The following is a 22,792-nucleotide window of genomic DNA, read 5'->3' on the forward strand; positions in this document are numbered from 1 at the left end:
TTCCTTGTCCAGGGTCACGTCTATCACCCCCTTCCGATTCAGGCCCGGAAAAGGGCTTTTCCAGGGATCAACTTACCATCCCGAGGGCTGACGGACTCGCCGCCGGACACGCGTGCCCTAACCGCACCGCTGGCGATTGAGTAAATTAGTGAATGGGCCGCCCGCCGCCCCCAACGGCGAAATAGATACCAGCTTTAGACCGGATCCGCAGGTCACCCTGGGTTTCCCCGTGAACCTTAAGAGACAATCACCGATCCGGGCACCCCCGCATTCGTCTCTGCACCCCGTCCACGACGTGGCGCAGGTCACAGTCCATGCGTTCTCGTGCCGTTCATTCGGGGAGGTCTGGCCGCCGCCCCTATCCCACCTGTGCCGGGCCTTGCGTCGTCCGACAGACCCCGCGCACCGTCCCTGTTTCCCTCAACTACCTAGAGTTCTATGACCGTTGTTGGCCCACCCGGCTATCGGAACGTGCGGAAAGGCGAGTCAGGTAGCTGCAGGGCGGTGAGGCCCGCCCTGGAGCATGTCGGCAGTCACTGCCCATCGTTCGTGGTCCAGCCACGCACCGCTGATGTGCTGGAAGCTCCGGGCCCCCTCGCCTTCGCCCAACACCCCACCGCCTTCCCGCCACCACCGACAGGAGATCCGCCTTGCCCGAAACACCAGCAGAGCCATTCATGACCATCCGGCACACCATCACCGGCGAGATCACCACCACCGGCTACAACGCCGCCGCCCGGCGGATCCTGCTCCAGGACGGCTTCGAAGAGACACCAGGCTGCGCCTGCCGAGCGACGGAACCCGGTACGAAGCGGACGCACGGGCCTGCTCGGCAGCCAGCGAGCTGCTCGTCGCCGGCCACCCCGTGCACCTGCACCGAGCCCCCGGTCGGCCGGTGAGCGCCGACGGTACGCCCCGGTTGGCCCTGTCGCCGATGTCGGCACAGTCCGTGATCCGCTCCGAGAGCGGCCAGCTCTCCAGTGCATCGCCAACCCCGCCCGCACCCGCACCCGCACCCGCACCTGTTGAAGGATCCTCGTTTGACCACACCCGGAACGCCTCCCAGTCCAGCGCGCACCAAGGGTGGCGAACTACGGGCCAAGGTGGCCCGACTGCTGGCCGACCGGCCGGCGGACACGCTCACCATCGGGGACATGGCCAGGCAACTGGGCCACTCCCACGGCGCCGTCCGCAACGCCGCCCTCACCCTGGTGCGACGCGGCGAGGCCGACCAAGGCGGAACCGGACAACCGGAGTTCCGCGCGAACACGAAAACCGCCGCAGCCGCGCAGACCGCTGTGATCAGCCCACCGGGCACCCACTCTCCCCGCGCCCAGGCGGCCACGGCCCGCACGTCCCTTCCCGCCGCAACCACACCCAGGCAGACCGGCCCGATCCGCCGCGCGGGGGGCCAGCTCTACCACCCCCGGGAGCTGGCCGATCTGCCCGACGTCGAGGCACTCAATCGCCTGCGCGACGCCGACGTGCCGGTACTGCTCTACGGCCCTCCGGGCACCGGCAAGACGAGTCTGGTCGAGGCGGCGTTCGAGGACCTGCTCACCGTCGCCGGTGACGGCGACACCACGGTCGGCGACTTGATCGGCGAGTACACACAGGACGACGCGGGAACCTACGTCTTCCAGTACGGGCCGCTGGTCACCGCGATGACCGAGGGCCGCGCCCTGCTGATCGACGATGCCACCTTGATCTCACCGAAGGTCCTGGCAGCGCTGTATCCCGCGATGGACGGGCGCAGGCAGATCCAGGTCAAGGCCCACAAGGGCGAGACCATCAAGGCCGAGCCGGGCTTCTACGTGGTGGCGGGCCACAATCCCGGCGTCCACGGCGCGGTGTTGACGGAGGCGCTCGCGAGCCGGTTCAGCGTGCAAATCCAGATCGGCACGGACTATGACCTCGCCCTGGCCTTGAGGATCGATGCCCGGGTGGTCCGGGTCGCCCGACACCTCGCCCACCAGGTCGAACTCGGCGAGCTGGGCTGGGCCCCCCAACTGCGAGAGCTGCTCAGCTACCAGAAGACCGAGGCCGTCCTCGGCACCAAAGCCGCGCTCGCGAACCTCGTCGGCATCGCCCCTGTGGAGGATCGCGACGCCGTCGCCGCCGCCGTCATCAAGGCTGCCGGCGTCAAGAAGATCGCGCCCCTCACCCTCGGCAAGCAGCTCCCCGCCTCAGCTGCCCGGCGGCCCCCGGGCAGCACCGGCTCCGCACACCGGGGCCGCTCGCGATGAGCGCCCACCACCACATCCAGCGCCCCGCCACCACGCCGGACAACGACGCCGACCTCGCGCGATGGGACGACGACGGCGCCCCGCCCGCGCAACCCCGTTCCTCCCCGGACGCGTGGCTGCGCGTGGGAGCCGAACTCGGCGACCGGCTGGTCGCCCTCTCCGGCCGCCAGGACCTCCTCGTCACCTGCCGCCCCGGCACGCGCAGCGGAGCACCGGCCGCGTTCTTCCCCACTCTGGGCGAGGTCGAGTTCGACGCCGGCCTGTTCGCCCCGCTTAAGCCCCACGAGATCCATCCGCGGATCGTGGGCGACGAGGAGCGGTATCCCGCCGCCTGGGGAGTGTTCGTCCACGAGGCCGCGCACGCGGCCCACTCCGTCTGGACGGCGCCTGCCGGAGCGAACCCCCGTGTCGTCGAGGCCGCGCTCCTGCTGGAAGAGAGCCGTGTCGAAGGCGCACACCTGATCACTCGGCCCACGGACCGCACGTACCTGCGCACCAGTGCCCGAACCCTGGTCATGCCCGACATCGCCCACCCCACCCTCCAGGGCATCGAGCACGCCGCCGCCGTGGCGGCCCTGGTCCTCGGCCGCCGTGACGTCGGCATCCTGGACGCCGGCGAGACCCGGGCCGTCGCCGATCTGTGCGAAAAGGTGCTGGGCGCAGACCTGCTGGCCACACTCACCCGCATCTGGACCGCAGCCCACCAGTGCGCCGACCACGACGCCACGACCATGCTCGTACAGGCTCAACAATGGTGCGACGCTCTGGACACCGCGACCCCCGCCCTGCCCGTGCCGGAGAACCTCACCGATCTGCTGTCCGGCGCCGTGGGAGTCGTCATGGACAGCACGGCAGCCACCGACGCCGCCGACCTCGCGGCACAGGCCGCAGCCACCAACGCCATGGCCGCGCAGTCCAAGACGCAGGCTCAGGACCGCGCCCAGCGGGCCGGCCAGCGACGCAAAGCCGCCGCCACCGCCAAGTCGGTCTTCAACGCCCGTGGCACCACCGTCAGCCCCGACGGCACACCGGCGCCCTACGGCAACCCGGTCACCGGCACCCGCAGGCCCACCGCCGCCGAGCAGAGTGCCGCCGCGCGCCTGAGCCGCGCCCTGCGTGCCGCCGCCTACCGCGAGCGGACCGAGGAGAAGACCACCAGCCCCACCCCGCCCGGCCGCCTCAACATGCGCGCGGCCCTCGCCCGCGACGCTCAACGCGCGGCCGGATCGGTCCCCACCGCGGAACCGTTCACCCACACCCGCCGCCGGAACTCCCCCACCCCACCGCTGCGTGTGGGTATCGCCGTCGACGTCTCCGGCTCCATGCGTGCCGCCTGCGCGCCCGTCGCGTCCGCTGCCTGGATCGTGGCACGCGCAGCAGCCCTGACCGACCCCGACTCCCTTACCGCCACCATCGCCTATGACAGGCACCTGACCGCACTGACCCGACCCACCCACCGAGCACCTGCGCGCGTGACGACGTTCGATGCCAACGGCGGCCACCACAACCTCGCCGACGCCATCGACGCACTCGACCACGGCCTCGAACTCAGCCGCCCCGGCGCCGGCCGCCTCCTCGTGATCGTCACCGACGCCCGGTACGGCAGCGACGAAACCGCTCAAGCCGTCACCCGCGTCAAGCAGCTCACGACCGCCGGCTGCGCCGTACTCCAGCTCACCCTCACCCCGAAGTCCCACCACCTGCCGGGGACCACCTTGCTGCACCTGCCCCAGCCCTCCAGCGCTCCCGCCGCCATCGCCACGGCGGCCACAGACGCCATCCGCAGAACACGCTGAGACGACACAGAAGACAGAAAGCAGGAACAACCACGTGGCAATCCGTACGACGTGGAACATCGTCCACAGCTGTGGACACGAAATCTCGCATGATCTTTCCAACCGCCCCGCCGACCGGCGCGCCTCATTCGCCCGCTGGCTGCAGGGCCGCGACTGCACCGACTGCTGGAAGGCCGCCCGCGACCAGGACAGCGCCGGCAAGGAGGAGTGGCTGGCCGCCAAGCGCGCCGAGGAGCAGCAGGCCGCCCGCGAGTGGGCCGAGCAGTTCGACATACCGCCGCTCGAAGGACCCGCAAAGGCCCTCGCCTGGGGCGAGCGCTCCCGGCACCAGCTCGTCACCGCCGCGTACAGCGCGTTGGTGAGCGAGGGCACCTGGGACGAGGCCGACTGGGCCGTCCTGGAAGACAAGATCCGCACCGTCGCCCGCGCCGGATGGTGGATCGATCAGAGGGACGCTGAGGGCTCTGACCTGCCCGAACTCCTGGACGCCGCTGCCTCGGACGACATCGGGACGGAGAACCCGTTCCGGTAGGACGCGGGCCGTATACCCGACGATCCCCGGTTACCGAAACCGGGGATCGTCCGGATCCTTGTTCCTCCCACCGCCTCCCCGCGCGCCTCGTGGAAGGAACTTCGCTGTGCCCGCATCCCGCCATCCGCATGCCCCCCGTGACATCGTCACCCCCGACCGGGACATCACCCACGCCCACTTCCGGCCCGGCGACCAGGTCGTCATCCTCAAGGGCATCTCCGGCAGCGAACTGTGGGGCGACGCCTACAAGGTCGTCACCCCCTCGTGGCACACCCCGACCGACGAGGACGGCTGGCGCGTGTACGACCCGGCCGGGGGCGAGCGCACGTACATCACCGCGCACCCGCGCTACCTCGTGCACCTCTCCAGCCGCTGCCCGGACTGCCTCATCTACCGGCAGGCGCTGCGCGCTTACCTGGTGCCGCGCCTGGCCGGCGCCGACGGGGACGTCGACTGCGGCTGGTACTCGGTCACCCACCTCAACCAGGTGGTGCACGTCGCCGACGCCCGGGGCGGCCAGTGACGCACGCACTCGGCTCGGAGCGCGCCGCAGCCCTGACGGGTGCGGCTTCAGCGGCCATGGAGGCGATCACCGGGAGCGAGTGGCCGACGCTGCTCGCCGAGGCTCTGCGCGATGTGGAGGCGACGTGGCAGGAGTCGGCCGAAGTGTGCGCCGACGTCGCCTGGCAGGCCCGCGCCGCCGGCAACAGCGCGCTGGTCGTGCTCACCCCCGAGCACGTCACCGACGCCAGCCCGGACCCGGTGATCTGGCGGACGTACCGGCACCTCTACCTCAGCACGCTGCGCTACGACTTCCGCTGCCGGGTCATCGAGGACCTCATGAACAAGGTGCCGGTGAGCGTGCTGAACGAGGACCCGTACAGCGAGGCCCTGTACGGCTTCTCCCGGTTGGGGCAGTCCCGCTCGGACGGACTCGCCGTCCTGCACCGGGTTCTCGTTGCCGCACCCGGCCACCCCAAGACCCTGCACGTCCTGCTGCACGGTGTGTGGCTAGGCACCTTCCTTCCCGGCCGGGCGCCCATGCTGCTGGCCCTGGTGGGGCTGCTCCCCGAGGGCGGGCTGAACGATCCGATCGCGCTGTTCCGCATGGCCTCGGCCCGGCGGAGTCTGGGCCAGTACCCCGAGGCCCTCACCGCCATCGACCACGCCCTGGAGCTGCTGCCGCCCGGCGAACTCGCGGTCCACGCCGACCTGGTGCGCGAACGCCTCCTGATCACCACGGCGCACGATCTGACCCTCCTCATCCTCAACCGCCCGGAACCCACCCCGTGATCATCCGTATTGGACCGCGCGACCTCAGCGCCGTCGAACCGCTTGCCGAAGCCCTCGGTCGCCCGGTCAGCGGCCAAGAGGGCCTGACCGACCACACGGTGGTCGCCCACTGGCAGAACCTGGACCTGTACACCCCTCTCGACGAGGCGCAGACCTGGACGACCTCTGAATTCGCCGAGCACTTGGACGACCCCAACTGGCGCCACCCCGTCCCGGTCAGTCCGCGCGGCGACCGCCGCGCCATCTGGCACACGGACGTGCGGCTGCACCCGGACGACCGTGAACTGTCCCGCCCCGAGTGGACTGAGATCGCCCACCGGATCGCCCGCACCGCCGGCATCCAACGCCCCGATGACGACCACGGCTGCCGCTGGATCGCCGTGCAGGCGCAGCCCGGCCGCCTCGATCTGATCGCCAACCTCATCCGGCCCGACGACACCTGGACGACACAGCCGCACCGGCTGCCCGCACTTCTGGCCGCCGAGAGCCGGCGCATCGAAGCCGAGCTGGACCTCATCTCGCCCCGGACCGGTCCCGATCCGCAGCAAGCCGTCCAGCAGGCCCGGTTCGCGGAGCGCACCCAGCAGGTCGGCTCCGCCGAGACCGTGTCTCAACTCGCCGCCCTGCTGCGGCAGCTCGCCGACGAGCGCACCAGGCCACTGGCCACCGTGCGGGGACTCATCGAGCACGCAGCCCACCGGCTTGAGGGCTTGCCGGATGCCTACGGACCGGACAGCGCCCACCAGTTGGAGATGGTCGCTCGCCGCCTGTACGGCATCCAGCAGAGCCTCGAGTCCATGGCCGCCGCCCTGTCGGCCCCCTCACAGCCGGGCCCTGGATGGCCAACCCGGCCGCCCTCACCGGCCATCTCGACCGGCCCGACCGGCACCCGGCTTGCCCGCTGACCCCTCTGAAAGATCACCTTCTTGCCCCTTGCCGATCGCTTCCTGACCGTGAGGCGCGATGTGCACTCCAGGGAAGTCCTCGCCCGCGGCGGGGACCCCGAAGCCCACAGCATCCTTGAGCGCAGCGGCTTCGTCCCCGTCGTCCGCCTCCACGAGACCTATCACCGCCTGCCCGTCGGCCTCGACGAAGCCGAGGAGAAACGTCTCGCCACCCGCGCCGTCGCCCGGCTGCGTGCCGTGAAGTACGGCGTCGACACCGACAACGCCTTCGACACCGAGATGCGCGAGCCGCACTACCTTCCGCTCGGCTCCTCCATCGCACACCTGGCCGAGCGGATCCGCGACGCCACCACCAGCGACGAGGTCGCCGACGCCCTGACCGAACTCACGGCCTCCCACGACGGCGTGCCCATCGCCCTCGGCGAGGTGCTCGCGGCCACCGCCGCCTTCTATCAAGACCTCGGCCAACCGCCGGATCCGCACACCGCGAAGCGGCTGCAGTACCTCGCCGAGCACCGGCTCGCCGTCCTGTGGTCCGACCTCGCGCACATGCGCAACGACCTCGCCGACCGACACCAAGACCACCCCCAGCGCCGCGCGTGCACCGCCGAGGCCGGACCGGACGAACGCGAAGCCTCCGCCGTCTGCGCCTGCCCGCCGCCCCCGCCGCGCCTGACCACCACTCCCGTCGCCGCTCCTGCCGCACCGGCACACACGCGGCGCTGATCGCACCCTTCCCTCCCGAGGAGCCCATGCACGACCCCACCCCCGACACCAGCCTCGGCTCGTTCGCTGCCGTCCTCGCGGGCGAACTGCCGGGCGCCTGGACCAGCGCGTACCACCGGGACCGTGGCGGCCTCAGCACCCACCACGTCCTCACCGACGCGGTCTGGGACATGAACGAGGTCGCCGAAGCACTGGCCAAACACCCCGTGGACCACTGCGCCGTGCTGCAACGGCACGACGGAACACGCCTGTTCGTCACAGAACAGCCCGGAAACGCCGAGGGATACCTCATCGCCGCACTGGCCCCCGACGACGTACCGACCGATGCATTCCGAGGCGTACGCGAGCCCGACGGAATCGCAGTCGACGCCGACCCGTTCAGCGCGGCCGAGAACATCACCTTCGACCTCCTTCCCCGCTACTACGTCGCGGCCCACCAGGTGTTCAAGAACGCCGAGCACCTCACGCGGGAATCGTCCGCTCCAGAACTCCTGGTCATGACCTGGTCGGACGGTGCACTCGTGGTCGACAAGCCCGACCGCGCCGACATCACCCGGGTACTGACTGACCACGGCTTCGTCCTCGACACAGCGCGAGCCGTCCTTGTCCTGCCGGGCGACGACACCGCCCGCCAGGCTGCCTCCGTACGAGCCACCGGAGAACGGCTGTCCGCGCTGGGCATCGACACCGTGCTGCGCCATCCCCAGACGCGGCCCGCCCTGGACACTACCCCCGTCACGCCGCCCGCCACCTCGTCCGCGCCGCCCGCACGACGGCGATAGCCCCGACCCGCACAGGAGAAACCGCACGTGGGATCCCGTGCCGACGTTGAAGGCACCGACGTCACGATCTACCTCAAGCCCCTCACCGACGCCGTGCACGCCGACACCCCAACCGGCGCGCCCGAGCAGCTGCTCGCCCTCCTCGACCAGCTCGGCTTCGAGCGCCGGACCCTGCCCACTCCCGGGCCCGCCTCCGTCTGGCACGAAGCACCCGCCCACCTCGACGAGGACGCGAAGAAGCAGCTCGCCACCCATGCGGTGCCCTGGCTGCACAAGGCCGGATATGTGGTCCGCATCGACGATGACGTCTGGGACGCCGCCGCCTACACCGACGCCGCAACGGCGGTGCGCGACCACGGCGCCCCGGCCCCGCCACTCGCCGTGCCCGCCATGGGGCGTCCGGCAGGGACACGCCGCCGGTGAGCCTCGCCGATGACTACGACGTCGACGTCACCTTCTACCACCGCGACGGAACGATCTACGCCGACACCCGCGCCGGCACCGGTGAGCCCCTCCTGGCGCTGCTCGACGCCCTCGGCCAACCAGGCCGAGGGTGACGTCTGGCATCAGATCCCGGACGAGATGGACGAGATCGCCATGAAGGCCCTGGCCGACCAGGCCGCGCCGCTGCTGGCCCGTGCCGGATACCGGCTCGACATCGACGCGGGCCTCTTCGGCGGCACTGCCTATCGCGCAGCACTCGCCGAACAGGCAGCACACCGACCAGCACCGCCACCCACACCACCCGCCGCGCAAGCACGCCGTACGCGCTGACCGACCGCCCCTCGCCGGCCCCGGTCTACCGGGACCGGCCCCACCCTCGCCAGGAGCCCGCCGTCACTCACAAGCCCGACCGCACACCCCCGCCCATCACCGCCGACCGCAAGCCCCGCCTGGTCACCGCCCTGTTCCGCCGCTACCTGCGCGCCGTGAGCGTCGGCAGCTGGGGGCGCAACATCCCGTTGGCGGGCGGACGCCCCGAGGCGGCCCTCGACGAAGCCCGCCGCCGCGACGCCGCCCTCCTCGTGGAGAGCTACCGCATCCGTCACCACAACTAGCAGGCCCGAACGGCCTGTTCAGGAGGCCCATGCCCGACTCGACTCTCCCCTCCATACAGCTGGCCAACGCCATCACCGCCCAGATCGGCCAGCTCCGCCGTCACCTCGCACTGGCGCCGCCGGGCGAGGCAGCCCAGATCCTCGCCAACGTCCTGGACTACGACACCGGTCTCCTCGGTGAAGTCACCGAACTCGTCTCCACCGGCTCGCGTTTCGCGAGGGTCAACTCCGAGCGCGGCATCCTGCCGCCCGAGGTCTGGCTAGCGCTGGGCCGCGCCGCCAACGAACTCGACAGCGTGGGCGTCGACCTCACTGAGCACACCGGCGCCATCAAGAAGGTCGCCGCGCCCGCCCTCAGCTCCAGCGGGCCCACCGCCGCGCCGGTCGCATCGGCGATGGTTATCCGGCGGCGCCGGTGAAGAAGAACAAGCAGTGGTCCGGCTGGGGCCCCACCGTTCAGCAGGCCCAGCAGCACTACCTCGTCGAACCCCGGCACCTCGCCGGCGGCGGAGACCTGCGCTTCGTCACCGAATACCTGCGCGCCTCGGGCTGGAAGGACAAGTCCAAGACCGGCGGTCCCGTCGTGTTCGACAGCCCCGACAAGTCCGTGCGCATCGGCTACGACCCGTTCACCCAGCCCGGCGGCTGGACGATCAGCGGGAAGCAGACCAGGACGGAGGAGGCGTGGCACGCCACTCTCGGCCGGCAGGTCCCCGTCGAGATCGTGGCCGGAATGACCGACGCACTGACCCGGCCGCGCTCCGCCCACGCCCCCAACGTGTGGGCGCCGCTTGAGGCACAGGGCTGGGAAACCGAGCGCGGACAGCACTTCACCGCCCGCAGTCCGGACGGCGACGCCGTCGTCCGCTTCCACCAGTCCGCCCCCGGACAGGCGCACTGGTGGGCCGGCGCCCGCAACGAGCACGGGACGGTATGGGAGGCGACGTTCACGCCGACCACGCCGATGCATTTGGTGCAGGCGTTCAGCACCGCGCTCGCCGACCCGCAGCCGGTGATGCGGCCCCTCGGCCACGTCCCGCCCTCGCAGAGAATCCGCACGACCTCGGTGTCCGTGCTGCCCTCGCAACTCGGCGCATGGCAGCAGGCCCGGATCACCGCGGCCCGCGCCGCCACCTGGGCCAGCAACACCTTCGCCAGCAACCGGGCACGTCCTCAAGGTCCCGGGGCCCGCCCGTATGCCAAGGCCGGGCGGATGCGGTGAGCCACGAGCGCTTCTACTCCAAGGTCAACGGCCCCACCCTGCACCACGTCAACGCCGTCCGCTGGCTGGACGAGGTAACCCCGCGCCATCTGGCCGGCGGGGGCGACCCCCGACATGTGACCGAGCATCTGCTCGCGTCCGGCTGGAGCAACCACTCGGTCCCGGGCTATCCGCATGTCCTGCTGGAGAGCCCCGACCGACGGTTGCACCTCACGCTGGAACCCGAAGAGGACGAGTTCATGTCCTCCTGGCGCGTCCGCCCGGCCCAGGGCCACGCGTGGTCGGCCCAGTTCGGCATCCACACCCCGGTGGAGATCATCGCGGGCTTCACCGACGTTCTGCACGGCACGGGGCCACGACCCGAAGAGGCAGAGCTGTGGCGCCTCGCGGCCAGCCGCGGGTGGACCATGCGGCTGGCCGGCAGGGAGCGGGCCGCGCTGTCCCCGGACGAGACCGCCTACCTGTCCCGCGAGTCCTCGCTCGCTGAAACACCCATCCATCGCTGGGCAGTTCAGGTCTCCGTACCGCTCTCCGAGAAGCGGCACCGGTGGATCTGGAATGCCTCCATCGACGAAGCCGCCCCGCCCGCAGCCCTCACCGGGTTCATCGACGCGCTCACCGATCCCGCCCCGCTGCTCCGCTGGGAGGGGCAGGAACCGCGGCACGCCTTCGGCTTCCTCGACTCACGCCGCAGCCCCGTCACACCGGAACAACACCGCCTGCAGCATCTGCGGCGCCTCGAAACCGTTCAGCGCACCGGCACCTCCTCGCCCGCGCCGCCACCGCCCGGACCAGGTCGCCGCAAGAGACACCGCTGACTCCGGAGCTTGTACGCCCCGTCCGTACGCCCAAGCCGGAGCACGCGTCCGCCGCCGACCGTCTCGCCTCAGCCCGCCGCCCCATCGAAAGTGCATCACCTTGACGCAGTCCCAAGACCTCACGCCCGGTGGCATTGAGCCCCTCACCGCCGAACTCCTGCGCCTCTGCCGTCAGCTCGACAGAGCCGAACGCCCCGAGGATCTCGCCAACATCCTCACTCCGATCGTCGACCGGAGTCACGGTGCACTCCACCTCATCGCCCAGATCTTCGACGTGATCGCAACCACCTGTGCCGACTTCGCTCTCCAAGACCCCTACGCCAACGATCTGCAGGACCTCTGCTGCGACGCATACAGCGAGCTGGCCACCCACAGAGATCGCTTCAACGGACTCGACGAACAGTTCCGCACCTTCTCCCCGGACGTCACACGCATACCCAGGGGACAGCGCCCAGTCCGGCCATGGTGAGCGCGGCCCGTCACTTCCATCCAAGGAGAACATTGCCCATCCCCTCCGCCCCCAGCGCCGACGACGTCGCGCAGACGACCGCCACACTGGCCCAGGTCCAGAACTACCTGCACACCAATCCGTCCGCAGCCGACGTGCTGCCGCTGCTCGCCATCCTCCTCGACGAGGACACCGGCGTCCCCATCCTGCTCGGCGACATCCTTCGCAACGCCGCACGCCTCATCGCCCAGGAGGCGAAGGCGGACAGCGACGAGATCCGTCTGATCGTCGCCGGGCTTCGGGAAGCCGCCCAGGAGGCCACCGACCTGCACGTCCTGCACTGGGACGTACAGCGCCTGAACGGCTACGCGTCTGAGCCCGCCGGCCCCTCGGCGCCGTGACACGTCCCTATATAGCCAGCGCAGCCGACGATCCCTGGTCGCGCATCTGGTTCGACACCACGCCCCGCCACCTCGCCGGAGCCGGTGACCCGCGCCACGTCACCCAGGCCCTGCGGGCCGGCGAGTGGAAGAACTTCGGCGACCCCGACTTCCCCCACGTTGTACTGGGCAGCCCCGACTACCAGCACACGCTCGTCCTGGAGCCGACCCCGGACGCGTACGGCTCCTGGTGGCGGATCTCGTCGCAGCGCTGGTACGCGTCCTTCGGCGGCAACACACCCGTGGAAATCATCGCCGGATTCACCGACGCGCTCCTATGCTCCCCGCCCGGGGCCGAGCCGGATATCTGGCCGACGCTGCAGGCAGCGGGCTGGACGTACGAGTGCGACGAACGGGGCAACGAGCGCGCCCACCATCCGGACGGCATCACCACCATGGAGCGGTCGGCGACGCTGACCAGCGACCACTTCAGCTGGAAGGCCGAAGTCGCGCTACCCACCGGCCTCGGCGGCCACCACCGGCTATGGCACGCGTACTTCGACGACCGCACCCCACGCCACCTGCTCGCCGGATTCGCCACCGCCCTCGTCGACCCCGCTCCCGTCTCCCGCGGCCACTACGACATCCCGCACTCCCACCTCGTCACGCAGGTGGAACGCGGCGCCCAGGGCGAACAGCTCGCCGCCGCCCACGAAGCTCGGCTGAAGGCCAGCCGGTCCGCCGCCCGCCAGGCCCGCCGAAGCGCCGCACCCACCACCCGGCCGCCGGCAGGCCCCGCCGCCGAGGCGGCCACGGCCGCGGCCCGCAACCGCTGACCGCGCGGAGCGGCTCCGGCCGCTCCGCACCCCGCCCGCCATCACAACTGCCCGCCCAAAGGCCCTCTTTGACCATCTCACTCGACCCCGGGAGCGCGTCCCACCGGCTCTATCTGAGCCAGCTCGCCGTCTATCTGCGGCACAGCCGGCAGATCCTCGCCGCCTGGAACCTCTACTCCGACCGGCACTCCGACCCCGAGACGTTCCAGCCCCACGATGAGGATGCCTATGGACGGCGTCAGCAGAAACGCGACGCCGACACCCTGTCCGCGTTCGGCCGGGTGTACTACCACGCCGACGAACTAGTGGACGTCGCCGAGCGGCAGCTCGCCCTGCTGTCGCCTTCCGACCGGACCCGCCGCTACGCATGGCAGGTCCGAGAACTTCGGGATGCCACGCAACGCCTCCATGCGGTTCACGACGACTGGCGTGCGGTACGCGCCGCGCTGCCCGAGAGCGCACGCCCCGGTACGAAGGCGTACGAGGAACCGCTCGCCGAGAGCTACGCGGAAGCCTGGTCCTACCTCGACCAGTGGGCGATCCACGGCCAGGTGCTCTTCGCCGTCAATGCGCTGGCGCAGAGGCACTCGACGGCATCCGCGCGGACCCTGTCGACGTCGGCGCCCGTACACACGGCCACCGCCACGCTGTCCATGGGCCGGCGGTGACGGGCGTGAGCGACGCCGTCGAGCAGGCGTTCATCGCCCCGCGCTCCCTCGCGGGCATCGGCGATCCCGGTTGGATCACCCAGCCGCTGCACCGGGTCTCCGGTTGGAGCTACGGACATGACCCGCTCATCCCTCGCGTCCTGCTCACCAGCCCGGACCAACTTACGCAACTGCGTCTGACCCCCGGCGATCCGGATGATCCGGACTGGTGGACCATCCGGCAGGCGCGAACCGCGGATCATCCCGCCTGGGCCGCCACCTTCCAGGCCCGCACCCCCGTCGAGATCATTGCCGCCTTCACCGACGCGCTCACCGACCCATCCGGTGCGCCCACGGCTTCGCCCGACCCCTTCACGACGTTGCAGGACGCGGGATGGGAACCGCCCCGGCACTTCGGCGGGCTCGCAGCCCCCGACGGCATCACGCGCATCGAGCGGCTCGGCAACCCAGGCAGCGACCTGTGGCACATCGAGACGGCCGTCATCCGAGACCCGACGATCTGGCGAGCCGTGTTCACCGGCACCACGCCCCTGCACCTGATCGCCGCTGTGACACGGGCGCTCGCCGACCCCGCGCCCCTCATGCGCGACCCTCGCCGCATCCCGGGCTGGGCCCGCGACCGCATGACCGTGCACACCCGCCACATCCCCGCGACCGATGTCGCGTTCGCCCTGGAGCGACGCATCAGCGCCCTCACCGAGCGACACCACCACGTGGCCAACGTTGCCCCCACGCCGCCCGGACCGGCGCGAGGCCGCACGCGCTGACCAGTCCGCCGCGACCGGCCCCCTCCTTCCCCGTACTTGGAACAGCCCTTGCCCCAGCCCAACTCCACGTCCAACGACGGCTACGACATAGCCTTCAAGGTCCTCCTCGGCGCCATCGCCGTCGCCGTGCCCCTGTCCAACCTCGCCTGGCTCGGTGGCAATCTCACCGCCTGGACCACCACCTCCAACACCGCCCCCTACCAGCCGGTTCAGGCCCTCCTGCACCCCGACCAGCTGTGGCCCAACCTGAGCGAAACGTCCCTCCTGATCGGCACACGCATCCTGCCCGGCGCCGTACTCGTCGCGCTCGGCATCACCGCCGCGGTGCTCTACAAGCGGCACCGAGGCGGCGGCAGCGGACGCAAGAAGCGCGTCGCTGGCATGGCCAAGCAGAAGGACATCGAGCCGCTGATGGCCAAGGCCATCACCGACAAGGCGCGCTCGCTACGCCCGAGCCTGAAAGACGCCAAGCACATCGCCGCAGCCGACACCGGCATCCTCCTCGGCAATCTCCAGGGCACGCGGCATGAGGTGCGCATGGGGTACGAGGACGTCGCCGTCGCGATCATGGCACCCCGATCCGGCAAGACGACCAGCTTGGCGATCCCCTCGATCCTCAACGCGCCCGGCCCGGTCCTGCTCACCTCCAACAAGGCCGCGGGCGATGCCTACACCGCAACCCTTGATGCGCGGGCGGCCGTCGGCCGGACCTGGTCGATGGACCCGCAGCAGATCGCCCACGCCGAACGGGCCATGTGGTGGAACCCGCTGGCCGACGCCAAGACCCTCGACGGGGCAGGGCGGCTGGCCGGGCACTTCCTCGCCGCGAGCGTGGACGCCTCCCAGCAGGGCGACTTCTGGTCCAAGGCCGGCAGTAACATCCTCTCCCAGCTCTTCCTGGCCGCCGCGCTCGACGAGCGGCCGATCACCGACGTGATGGCCTGGCTCGCCTTTCCCGCCGACCGCACCCCGCTCGACATCCTGCGCGACCACAAGTTCGCCGCCGTCGCCGCCCAGCTCAAGGGCACCGTGGAAGGCCCACCCGAGACAAGGGATGGCATCTACGAAACGGCCCGCCAGTACGCCGCCGCCCTGCTGAACTCGGAGATCGCCGCCTGGGTGACACCCCAAAAGGACGTGCCCGAGTTCCGGCCCTCCGCGTTCGTCACCTCGACGGACACGCTCTACCTGTTGTCGAAGGACGGCGGAGGAGGAGCCTCGGCCCTCATCGCCGCGTGTGCGGACAGCGTGATGCGATCCGCGACCGCTCAGGCCGAGCGTGCCGGCGGGCGCCTGGACCCGCCGATGCTCGCGATCCTCGACGAGGCCGCCAACGTCTGCAAAATCAGCGACCTGCCCGACCTGTACAGCCACCTGGGCTCGCGCGGCATCATCCCGATCACCATCCTGCAGTCCTACCGGCAGGGACAGAAAGTCTGGGGGGATGCGGGCATGGACGCCATGTGGTCCGCCTCCACCATCAAGGTCATCGGCTCCGGTATCGATGACCCGGACTTCGCCGACAAGCTCTCTCGCCTGATCGGCGACCACGACGTCGAGACGACCTCCACCTCAACCTCGGAGTCCGGCAAGTCCACCTCCGTGTCCATGCGACAGGAACGCATCCTGGCCGCCGACGCCATCCGCGCGCTGCCCAAGGGCACCGCGCTCGCGTTCGCCACCGGCATGCGCGCGGCCATGCTCGACCTACGCCCCTGGTATCTCGAGCCCGGCGCCGCCGAACTGTCCGCCGCCTCCGCCCGCGCCTCCAAGGGCATCACCGCCCGCGCCATCGCGAAAGCCACCCCGAAGCAGAGCGACTTCGGCCCTGCCGCCTGAGCACCCCCTAGGTCCGCGGCCTTACCCCACCCGACGGGAGCAAGTCCCATCCACCCCTGCCCGACCGCACGGTGTCGCTCATGACCGAGCCGCCCACCGAATCCCTGCTCTTCGACGTGCCGCCACCGCCAACGCCCGTCGAACGGCTCCTCCACCTGGCCGACCAGTACACCCAGCACAACGACGCGCTCGACCTCCTCCTCGTCGCCACCGACCCTCCCGCACCGGATGCCCACGCCTCCTCCGCGCAGCGTCTGGCCACCGACACCCAGTCCGCCATCAAGGCGATCCACGGCGAACGGCTCTATGAGAGCGCCGAGTTGACCGAAACGGTCATGCGACTGAGGCAGCTCGCCTTCCTTGCCGACGCCTCAGTGGACCTCAACGTCGCAACCGCTCGCGAGCTGACCGCGCTGGCCCCGGAAGCCGCCGTCGGCTGCGCCGCGACACTGGCCGGCGAGACCCGACGGCGCCGCTGGGCCACCGCACCGGCCCCCGACGGCCGGCTGAACGCCATGCACCGCACGGCCCTGGCCGAGATCGCCTGCGGACACGTCGTGGCCAGCAGCTCTCTGGGCCGCGAATTCACCCGCTCCCGCGAGCCCAAGGTGCTGATGAGCACCCTGCGCGTCCTGGAGACGAAGGGCCTGGCCGGGAGAACCGCCCGGTCGGCGCCCGCCGCCTACGTCGGCGGCCCGCCCCTGGACCGCGTACGCCTCACCTCGGCCGGCATCACCGCCCTCGCCTCGGTCATCGACGCGCCTCCGGCCGGGCCGCGCACCGCGCCCGGAGCCACGCCCCGCCCCCTGCCCTCCGCCGCGCAGGCAGCCGCCACCCGAAACCGTTGAAACAGCACAGGAGCCATCCCATGCCCACGCCCCCACTCGACCTGAACGAACAAGTCCGCCAACTAAGGCAGTTGGCATACGACTTCGAAGACCTCAAGGCGCGCGTACGCGACATCTCCTACACACCCGGCACGGACGCGCTGCGCCACATCAGGCCCCTGCTCCTCCAGGCACAGGGCCTCACGGCAACCGCCCTGGTGCGCCTGACTGCACTCGACAACAGCACGTACACGAACATCGCCGGCAGCCGGGCCGGCCTGGAACTGCTGGCCTCGGTCGTGTCCTCGTCATCGCTCGCCGGCACCGACCTCGCCCACGTCGTGCTCGCCAACCCGTACGAGGGCGCGCAGTTCGCCGGCTACCCGGCCGACGACGAGGCAGTGCGCACGGCCCGTCACGCCGAGGCCATCCCGAAGATGAACGGCCACCTCAACGATGCCGTCCACCAGCTCGACCTGTGCGCGATTGGCTGCCACTACCTCGCCCACGGCATCACCGAGGACCTGACCACCACGCACAAGAACAAGCCGGCGGCCGTACAGCAGACGACGGGCCCCGCGCTGACTCCGGCTCAGTACGACGCCCTCACCGCCCTGAACGGCGGGGGCCGTCTGTATGAGAGCACCACCCGCGGGCTGGGTGTGACCCGGGTCGCCACCGACGACGGCACGCGTGTCTCCATCGCCACCTTCCGGGCCCTGGCCAAACGCAGACTCATCACCGCCGACACCAGCACCTCGCTGTACCACGGCCAGAAGATCACCGTCACCGAGGACGGGCACCGGGCCCTGACGCAGCCGCGTCACCGAGCCGCGCTGCCGACCTCAGCGGCCACTGCGCCCAAGGCCGCCGTCACGCAGGGAGCACGCCGGTGACGTCTTACGGCGCCCCTGAACGCCTGCTGGCCCTCGGCACCGCATGCACCCGCCACCACGACGCACTCTCCGGCCTGCTGCACGGCGGCAACCGGGCCCTCGCGGTCGAGGAGATGGAGTACGGCGTGGTCGACAGCTGTTCTCCCTGGGCCTGCCGGGGTGAAGTCGAGCCGGTGCGGGACGACTTCGGGTTGGCTTCTTGAGGCGGATCATCCTCGACCTGTTCGCCGGGCCCGGCGGCTGGAGCCACGCGCTCACCGTCCTCGGCGCGCGGGACATCGGCCTTGAGTGGGACGAGTGGGCCTGCAAAACCCGTGCCAGAGCCGGGCAGTTGACGATCCGGACCGATGTCGCCCGCTATCCGGCGTGGATCTTCTCCGGCCGGATCCTCGGGCTGATCGCCTCCCCTCCCTGTCAGGCATGGAGCATGGCGGGCAAGCGCCTTGGTCTGGTCGACCAGCCGCTCGTCCACCAGGCCGTCGCCGACCTCGCCGCCGGACGCGACACCCGCGAGCAACTCCTCGGCTCGTGTGCGGACGAAAGGTCTCTCCTCGCGGCCGAACCCATGCGCTATCTGCGCGCCCTGAACCTGGTGGGCGAGCCCGAGTGGGTGGTTATGGAGGAAGTCCCCGACGTCCTGCCGCTGTGGCGGCAGTACGCGGCCATCCTGCGGACCTGGGGATTCTCCGTCTGGACGGGCATCCTCAATGCCGCCGACTACGGCGTCCCGCAAACCCGGAAGCGAGCGATCTTGCTCGCTTCCCGCGTTCGCACCGCCCAGCCCCCGCCGCCCACCCACGCGAAGGCTGCCGAGCCGGAGTCGCTGTTCGGACCCGGCCGTGACCGGTGGGTGTCCATGGCCGAGGCCCTGGGCTGGGGCGCCACTGACCGGCCCGTGCCCACCGTGTGTGCCGGCGGCGGACCGGGAGGCGGACCCGAGCCCTTTCCCTCCGGCTCGCGTAAGACCCTGACCGACGCCCGCGCCCGCGGCGCCTGGACACCACATCCCGACTCCGAGATCGTCCTGGCCTCCCGCCGGGAGGGCTCCGGCTGGGCCGCACGGCACGGTGCCCGCGAGAACCGCCCCGCAGATGCTCCGGCCCCCACGTTCACCGCCGAGGCGCACCGCTGGTCATGGTCACTGCGCAGCAACAACCAGTCCAACGCGACCGTACGCCGCGCCGACGAGCCAGCGGGCACGCTGTTCTTCGGCCACCGGGCCAACGAGTGCACCTGGGTCGCCGACACCGCCTCCGGCGTGCCGGACAGCGAGCACCGACCGGTGCCAGCCCCGATCAAGATCACCACACAGGAAGCGGGCGTGCTGCAGAGCTTTCCCGCCGACTATCCGTGGCAGGGGAACAAAGGCCAAACGTTCTCGCAGATCGGCAACGCTGTCCCCCCGCGCCTGGCAGCACACCTGCTCGCCCCGAACCTCAACAAGCCCTTCAACCCCGACGACTTCACCCTCGCCGCCTAATGACCCACACCCCCGAACCCGACGAGGACAACGACCTCGACCTCGCGCCAGCGCCGAGGCCGGTCCACTATGCCGAGCAGGCCCTGCTTGGCGCCCTCCTCCTCGAACCTGCACGCCTGGCTGACACCGAGCCGCTGATCGCCCAACACTTCTACAGCCACACCCATGCCGCGCTGTTCACCGCGATCCGCGTGCTGCCGCCACCCGACCCCGCCGACCACGCAAAGGACACCGCCTGGCTCAACGGCGTACTGGACCACGCTCGTCCGCACGCTCCCGGCCTGAGCGCCTCCTACCTCCACAGCCTCATCCAGTTCTGCCCGCAGCCGAAGCACGCTGCGGCCTACGCCAGGATGATCCGCGCAGACAACGCCCGTCGGGTCCTGCGCGGGCACGCCGAGCGCCTCGCGTCCACCGCCACCGACCCGGGCCTGCCCAACCCGGCCGCCTCGACGCTCGGTCTGGCCGACGATATCGGCCGCGTCCTGGACGCCCTCAGCGAACAGTTCGCCCCGCACCCCGGCTCCCTCCCCCGCACGGCACTCCCCGCGGATGTCCCACGGCAGGCCGACGAGGAGGACCTCGACGAAGAACGCCTCCTCCTGGCGACCGCCACCGCCTATCCGGCAGAGGTCCAGCAGATGCGGTGGCTGACCGAGGCAGACTTCCTCCTGCCGCTACACGCCGCGCTCTGGCAGTCCATCACGGCGCTGGTCCACCGCAGTGACATGGTCGACCCGGTCACCGTCCTCGGCGAGGCCCAACACCGCGGACTGCTCACCGCCTCCCTCACCCCCAAAGACCTGATGGCCCTGGTCTCCACGCCCGCTGGCTCCCCCGAGTACTGGGGCGAGAAAATCGTCAAACGCGCCCTCCTCGCCCGCGCCCAGACAGTCGCCGCCCGGATCACCGCCTACACCGACGACCCCGCCAACACTCCCCATCAGCTCATCACCGGCAGCCGTCGCGCCCTCGCCGACCTCAATGCCCTGCGCGCCCGCTGGAATCAAGCCACCGCACCCACGCCCCCGCCCGCCGAAAGGCCGCCAGCACGCACGACGCACCTGCCCCGCACGACGGGCCCGCCACCCCGAGCCGCACCACTCAGCCCGCGCGCCCACCGATGACCCGGCTATCGCGTCCGGCGATGCGGATGCCCTTATGCCTGACGGAAGAGAGTCGGACAGTTCACCGGCGTCTACTTGCGGATGGGAGGATCCGTCCTGGCAGAGGCGACCGTATCTATTTATTCGTCTTGAACCTCGGCAGGCAAGACCCCCGGCTCTGGTGGCGCGAAGATGCTTGCAATCATGGGCCGCAGCAGTAGCACCTGCACTTCAACACCGCTGAGTGCGTCATAGATGACATGAGTGACGTGAGGAAACACACGACCGGGATTATTGCCCACCGTACTGTTCTCAAGCGAAAGGATTTGATACTGGTCGGGAAGGGCAGACTCCCCCAATTCATATGCGATGATCAGATCAAGGCGACGCGGATCCTTCTCCTCGCGATTGAAGTCCCTAGCGATACTTCCCGCGCGCAACTTGAATTCGACCACACGAAGGGCTCCCTCATGTGGTGCGTCTGTAAGGACCGACTCCGAATCCGAGGAGCGTCGAATAACAGCCCGAGCATCGTACGTGTCTTTCGACGACAAGCCGTACCAGCGATAGTCCTGGAAGTGCCCGCGCCCCGCCAGTTCAAACGTAAGGGCGATTACATCGTTCTCGTCACGCGGGATCTTTTTCTGCGTTAGACCGCTCACGAGATCAGGGCGGGTCAAGAAAGCATCTTCGGTTGGCTCACTTACCGAGCGCAGCTTTCCGACAAAGTTAGCGGCCGCATATTGAATTGTGGTGGCGTACGCGTCATTGAGAAACCTTCGCAGCAGCCCCACGAGGTGCATGTCCGTGAACTGCGTTTTTCCGTAGTTGAGCTCAGCCTCCACATCAACATTGATATCGAAGCATCGAACGTACTGCTGGTTCTGGCCGCGATTGAACTCAACGTCATGTTTAGTGACAACACCATTGGCGCTGAAGGTATGGGCGGCACCGCCGGGCAGGTAGCTTTCAAACTCCTTGATCCGGCCGATGGTCAGATTGATGCCCTTGACCCGATGCCAGAGCCGCGCCCTGTACACCTGCACATCCCCAGAAATTTCACCACGCGCATTGGTGAGCAGGAGCTCATATTCATCCGGCGATGAGTACGTTGTTCGATTGAACCCCAGGTCGGTGCGAACAAGCCCGCGGCCTCCATTAGCAAGTTCTCTGTCAGTAAGGACCGGGCGACGCCGATTCCGCGGGCCCCAACTCACAGCTTCGTCCACGTTGAAGTAATGAGGGGTCAGCTGGAAGGTGCATTCCTTCTGCCCGTCTGCAAGCTGAGAAAGTTCACCGACATTTTCTTCCGAGTCGAATCCCTTCATCGTGATGGAAACCGTCGTATCGGCGAGTTCCTCAGGGACGACCGTAAGACCAAGGTAGGTGTACCGGAGCAGATGCACGGCGATCAGCGCTGCGAACCTGTTAGGGAACGTTCCCTGATCGCAGGCATTGCGAAGCGTTTCACCGAATGCGTGTTCTAGACTTTCTCGCTTAAGGCAGTCAGCGCGCACATCCCTCAGGTATTGAACCTGTACACTCTTTCCGTTCTCTAGCTTCGGAAATCCGTAGAAAAGTTCAGTGCCACCCGAGATCGGATCCGGGTCCGCTTTGAAGAGGCGTGACTCGTCAAGGTCCAAATCGATAGCCGCGGATTCAGCCGAGAATAGATAGGCATCCTGGACGGCGAACTTCAGCGAACCGGACTCGTTCTTCGCGCGAAGTTGAAAGTGCTCGGTACTGAACAGCAGCACCTTGAGCCCGACGCCGACGAGACCAGCAAGGCCGCGTCCCACTTTCCTGCCGCCCCCGAGGAACAGCAGACGCGGATCGTTAGGGAAGCCAGGCCCGTCGTCTCGAATCCGTACCTCTTGAGATGCGAAGTCAAGGTCAATCGAGATTTCGTGGTGACCGCCGCCTGCCTCCCTCACCGCGTCCAAGGCATTCTGCAGAGCCTCGCCGACAAATTCGTGTGTCGGAAGGTATGCATTTATGGTCTGTTGGAGCTGGTGAACGTAGTTCTCGCGAAGGTCAAGGCTGGCAGGCGTCAGCAGATCCATGACGCCATAGCGTACTGGCAGATACGGCACCTTCCGCGCACTGCCGCTCCCTGAAGGCGGCGCCTGTGCCTTACAACACAGTTTGCCCCGATATGGGAAATTCT

General features: G+C 69.4%; 28 protein-coding genes. 27 read left to right on the forward strand and 1 reads right to left on the reverse strand.

The window, feature by feature from the left end:
- The first annotated feature begins 677 nt into the window (after positions 1-677).
- The 27 genes from EJC51_RS18410 (at position 678) to EJC51_RS18530 (ending at position 20,646) form a co-directional block, all read left to right on the forward strand.
- Positions 678-899 carry a hypothetical protein gene (locus EJC51_RS18410; RefSeq protein ID WP_126272080.1) on the forward strand — a complete coding sequence of 74 codons (222 nt, stop codon included), beginning with the start codon at positions 678-680 and terminating at the stop codon, positions 897-899.
- Positions 900-1,103: 204 nt separating this feature from the next.
- Positions 1,104-2,246, forward strand: coding sequence for an AAA family ATPase (locus tag EJC51_RS18415; RefSeq protein ID WP_166683018.1), 1,143 nt, complete (start codon positions 1,104-1,106; stop codon positions 2,244-2,246).
- The gene (locus EJC51_RS18420) at positions 2,243-4,042 is read left to right on the forward strand and encodes a hypothetical protein (protein WP_126272082.1); all 1,800 of its coding nucleotides are present in this window, start codon (positions 2,243-2,245) and stop codon (positions 4,040-4,042) included. The genes EJC51_RS18415 and EJC51_RS18420 overlap by 4 nt, the downstream gene beginning before the upstream one ends.
- A gap of 82 nt (positions 4,043-4,124) precedes the next feature.
- Positions 4,125-4,574 (forward strand): hypothetical protein, encoded by a 450-nt coding sequence (locus EJC51_RS18425; protein ID WP_126277027.1) that lies wholly within the window; start codon positions 4,125-4,127, stop codon positions 4,572-4,574.
- A gap of 106 nt (positions 4,575-4,680) precedes the next feature.
- Positions 4,681-5,097, forward strand: coding sequence for a hypothetical protein (locus EJC51_RS18430; protein ID WP_126272083.1), 417 nt, complete (start codon positions 4,681-4,683; stop codon positions 5,095-5,097).
- Positions 5,094-5,867, forward strand: a complete 774-nt coding sequence (locus EJC51_RS18435; RefSeq protein WP_166682879.1) for a tetratricopeptide repeat protein — start codon at positions 5,094-5,096, stop codon at positions 5,865-5,867. Before EJC51_RS18430 ends, EJC51_RS18435 begins: the two co-directional genes overlap by 4 nt.
- A complete protein-coding gene (locus EJC51_RS18440) occupies positions 5,864-6,772 on the forward strand; it encodes a hypothetical protein (RefSeq protein ID WP_126272084.1) in 909 nt (302 codons plus the stop codon). Before EJC51_RS18435 ends, EJC51_RS18440 begins: the two co-directional genes overlap by 4 nt.
- A gap of 21 nt (positions 6,773-6,793) precedes the next feature.
- Positions 6,794-7,498 carry a hypothetical protein gene (locus tag EJC51_RS18445; protein ID WP_126272085.1) on the forward strand — a complete coding sequence of 235 codons (705 nt, stop codon included), beginning with the start codon at positions 6,794-6,796 and terminating at the stop codon, positions 7,496-7,498.
- A gap of 26 nt (positions 7,499-7,524) precedes the next feature.
- Positions 7,525-8,280 (forward strand): hypothetical protein, encoded by a 756-nt coding sequence (locus tag EJC51_RS18450; protein WP_126272086.1) that lies wholly within the window; start codon positions 7,525-7,527, stop codon positions 8,278-8,280.
- Positions 8,281-8,307: 27 nt separating this feature from the next.
- Positions 8,308-8,703: a hypothetical protein gene (locus EJC51_RS18455; protein ID WP_126272087.1), complete on the forward strand. Its 396-nt coding sequence runs from the start codon at positions 8,308-8,310 to the stop codon at positions 8,701-8,703.
- Positions 8,700-8,837 (forward strand): hypothetical protein, encoded by a 138-nt coding sequence (locus EJC51_RS48730; protein ID WP_244362717.1) that lies wholly within the window; start codon positions 8,700-8,702, stop codon positions 8,835-8,837. The genes EJC51_RS18455 and EJC51_RS48730 overlap by 4 nt, the downstream gene beginning before the upstream one ends.
- A 25-nt stretch (positions 8,838-8,862) precedes the next feature.
- Positions 8,863-9,054 carry a hypothetical protein gene (locus EJC51_RS48735; RefSeq protein ID WP_244362719.1) on the forward strand — a complete coding sequence of 64 codons (192 nt, stop codon included), beginning with the start codon at positions 8,863-8,865 and terminating at the stop codon, positions 9,052-9,054.
- 155 nt (positions 9,055-9,209) lie between these two features.
- Positions 9,210-9,338 (forward strand): hypothetical protein, encoded by a 129-nt coding sequence (locus EJC51_RS49175; RefSeq protein ID WP_279631352.1) that lies wholly within the window; start codon positions 9,210-9,212, stop codon positions 9,336-9,338.
- Between the two features lie 29 nt (positions 9,339-9,367).
- On the forward strand, positions 9,368-9,757 hold the full coding sequence (locus EJC51_RS18465; protein ID WP_126272088.1) for a hypothetical protein: 390 nt from the start codon (positions 9,368-9,370) through the stop codon (positions 9,755-9,757).
- On the forward strand, positions 9,754-10,560 hold the full coding sequence (locus tag EJC51_RS18470; RefSeq protein WP_126272089.1) for an SPDY domain-containing protein: 807 nt from the start codon (positions 9,754-9,756) through the stop codon (positions 10,558-10,560). The genes EJC51_RS18465 and EJC51_RS18470 overlap by 4 nt, the downstream gene beginning before the upstream one ends.
- Positions 10,557-11,378 (forward strand): SPDY domain-containing protein, encoded by an 822-nt coding sequence (locus EJC51_RS18475; protein WP_126272090.1) that lies wholly within the window; start codon positions 10,557-10,559, stop codon positions 11,376-11,378. Before EJC51_RS18470 ends, EJC51_RS18475 begins: the two co-directional genes overlap by 4 nt.
- 100 nt (positions 11,379-11,478) lie before the next feature.
- The gene (locus EJC51_RS18480; protein WP_126272091.1) at positions 11,479-11,847 is read left to right on the forward strand and encodes a hypothetical protein; all 369 of its coding nucleotides are present in this window, start codon (positions 11,479-11,481) and stop codon (positions 11,845-11,847) included.
- A gap of 32 nt (positions 11,848-11,879) precedes the next feature.
- Positions 11,880-12,227, forward strand: a complete 348-nt coding sequence (locus tag EJC51_RS18485) for a hypothetical protein (protein WP_126272092.1) — start codon at positions 11,880-11,882, stop codon at positions 12,225-12,227.
- Positions 12,224-13,042, forward strand: coding sequence for an SPDY domain-containing protein (locus EJC51_RS18490; RefSeq protein WP_126272093.1), 819 nt, complete (start codon positions 12,224-12,226; stop codon positions 13,040-13,042). Before EJC51_RS18485 ends, EJC51_RS18490 begins: the two co-directional genes overlap by 4 nt.
- Positions 13,043-13,110: 68 nt before the next feature.
- On the forward strand, positions 13,111-13,710 hold the full coding sequence (locus EJC51_RS18495; RefSeq protein WP_126272094.1) for a hypothetical protein: 600 nt from the start codon (positions 13,111-13,113) through the stop codon (positions 13,708-13,710).
- 5 nt (positions 13,711-13,715) lie between these two features.
- The gene (locus EJC51_RS18500) at positions 13,716-14,477 is read left to right on the forward strand and encodes an SPDY domain-containing protein (RefSeq protein WP_244362721.1); all 762 of its coding nucleotides are present in this window, start codon (positions 13,716-13,718) and stop codon (positions 14,475-14,477) included.
- Between the two features lie 48 nt (positions 14,478-14,525).
- Positions 14,526-16,316, forward strand: coding sequence for a type IV secretory system conjugative DNA transfer family protein (locus tag EJC51_RS18505; protein ID WP_126272096.1), 1,791 nt, complete (start codon positions 14,526-14,528; stop codon positions 16,314-16,316).
- 80 nt (positions 16,317-16,396) lie between these two features.
- Entirely contained in the window at positions 16,397-17,164 is a 768-nt protein-coding gene (locus EJC51_RS18510) for a hypothetical protein (RefSeq protein WP_126272097.1), read from the forward strand.
- 20 nt (positions 17,165-17,184) lie between these two features.
- Positions 17,185-18,039 (forward strand): hypothetical protein, encoded by an 855-nt coding sequence (locus EJC51_RS18515; RefSeq protein WP_244362723.1) that lies wholly within the window; start codon positions 17,185-17,187, stop codon positions 18,037-18,039.
- Positions 18,036-18,242, forward strand: a complete 207-nt coding sequence (locus EJC51_RS18520; RefSeq protein ID WP_126272098.1) for a hypothetical protein — start codon at positions 18,036-18,038, stop codon at positions 18,240-18,242. The genes EJC51_RS18515 and EJC51_RS18520 overlap by 4 nt, the downstream gene beginning before the upstream one ends.
- 5 nt (positions 18,243-18,247) lie before the next feature.
- A complete protein-coding gene (locus EJC51_RS18525; RefSeq protein ID WP_126277030.1) occupies positions 18,248-19,519 on the forward strand; it encodes a DNA cytosine methyltransferase in 1,272 nt (423 codons plus the stop codon).
- A complete protein-coding gene (locus EJC51_RS18530; RefSeq protein ID WP_126272099.1) occupies positions 19,519-20,646 on the forward strand; it encodes a DnaB-like helicase N-terminal domain-containing protein in 1,128 nt (375 codons plus the stop codon). The genes EJC51_RS18525 and EJC51_RS18530 overlap by 1 nt, the downstream gene beginning before the upstream one ends.
- A 119-nt stretch (positions 20,647-20,765) precedes the next feature.
- On the opposite strand, the gene EJC51_RS18535 is transcribed toward EJC51_RS18530, so the two are convergent.
- Positions 20,766-22,688: an ATP-binding protein gene (locus EJC51_RS18535; RefSeq protein ID WP_126272100.1), complete on the reverse strand. Its 1,923-nt coding sequence runs from the start codon at positions 22,686-22,688 to the stop codon at positions 20,766-20,768.
- Positions 22,689-22,792 lie beyond the last annotated feature (104 nt).

This window comes from Streptomyces aquilus (assembly GCF_003955715.1).
Lineage (GTDB): Bacteria > Actinomycetota > Actinomycetes > Streptomycetales > Streptomycetaceae > Streptomyces > Streptomyces aquilus.

Excerpts from the sequence above, each read along its gene's own strand:
- EJC51_RS18410 (WP_126272080.1), top strand. The coding sequence starts at position 678 with ATGACCATCCGGCACACCATCACCGGCGAGATCACCACCACCGGCTAC.
- EJC51_RS18420 (WP_126272082.1), top strand. The coding sequence starts at position 2,243 with ATGAGCGCCCACCACCACATCCAGCGCCCCGCCACCACGCCGGACAAC.
- EJC51_RS18450 (WP_126272086.1), top strand. The coding sequence starts at position 7,525 with ATGCACGACCCCACCCCCGACACCAGCCTCGGCTCGTTCGCTGCCGTC.
- EJC51_RS48735 (WP_244362719.1), top strand. The coding sequence starts at position 8,863 with ATGGACGAGATCGCCATGAAGGCCCTGGCCGACCAGGCCGCGCCGCTG.
- EJC51_RS18465 (WP_126272088.1), top strand. The coding sequence starts at position 9,368 with ATGCCCGACTCGACTCTCCCCTCCATACAGCTGGCCAACGCCATCACC.
- EJC51_RS18510 (WP_126272097.1), top strand. The coding sequence starts at position 16,397 with ATGACCGAGCCGCCCACCGAATCCCTGCTCTTCGACGTGCCGCCACCG.
- EJC51_RS18515 (WP_244362723.1), top strand. The coding sequence starts at position 17,185 with ATGCCCACGCCCCCACTCGACCTGAACGAACAAGTCCGCCAACTAAGG.
- EJC51_RS18530 (WP_126272099.1), top strand. The coding sequence starts at position 19,519 with ATGACCCACACCCCCGAACCCGACGAGGACAACGACCTCGACCTCGCG.
- EJC51_RS18535 (WP_126272100.1), bottom strand. The coding sequence starts at position 22,688 with ATGGATCTGCTGACGCCTGCCAGCCTTGACCTTCGCGAGAACTACGTT.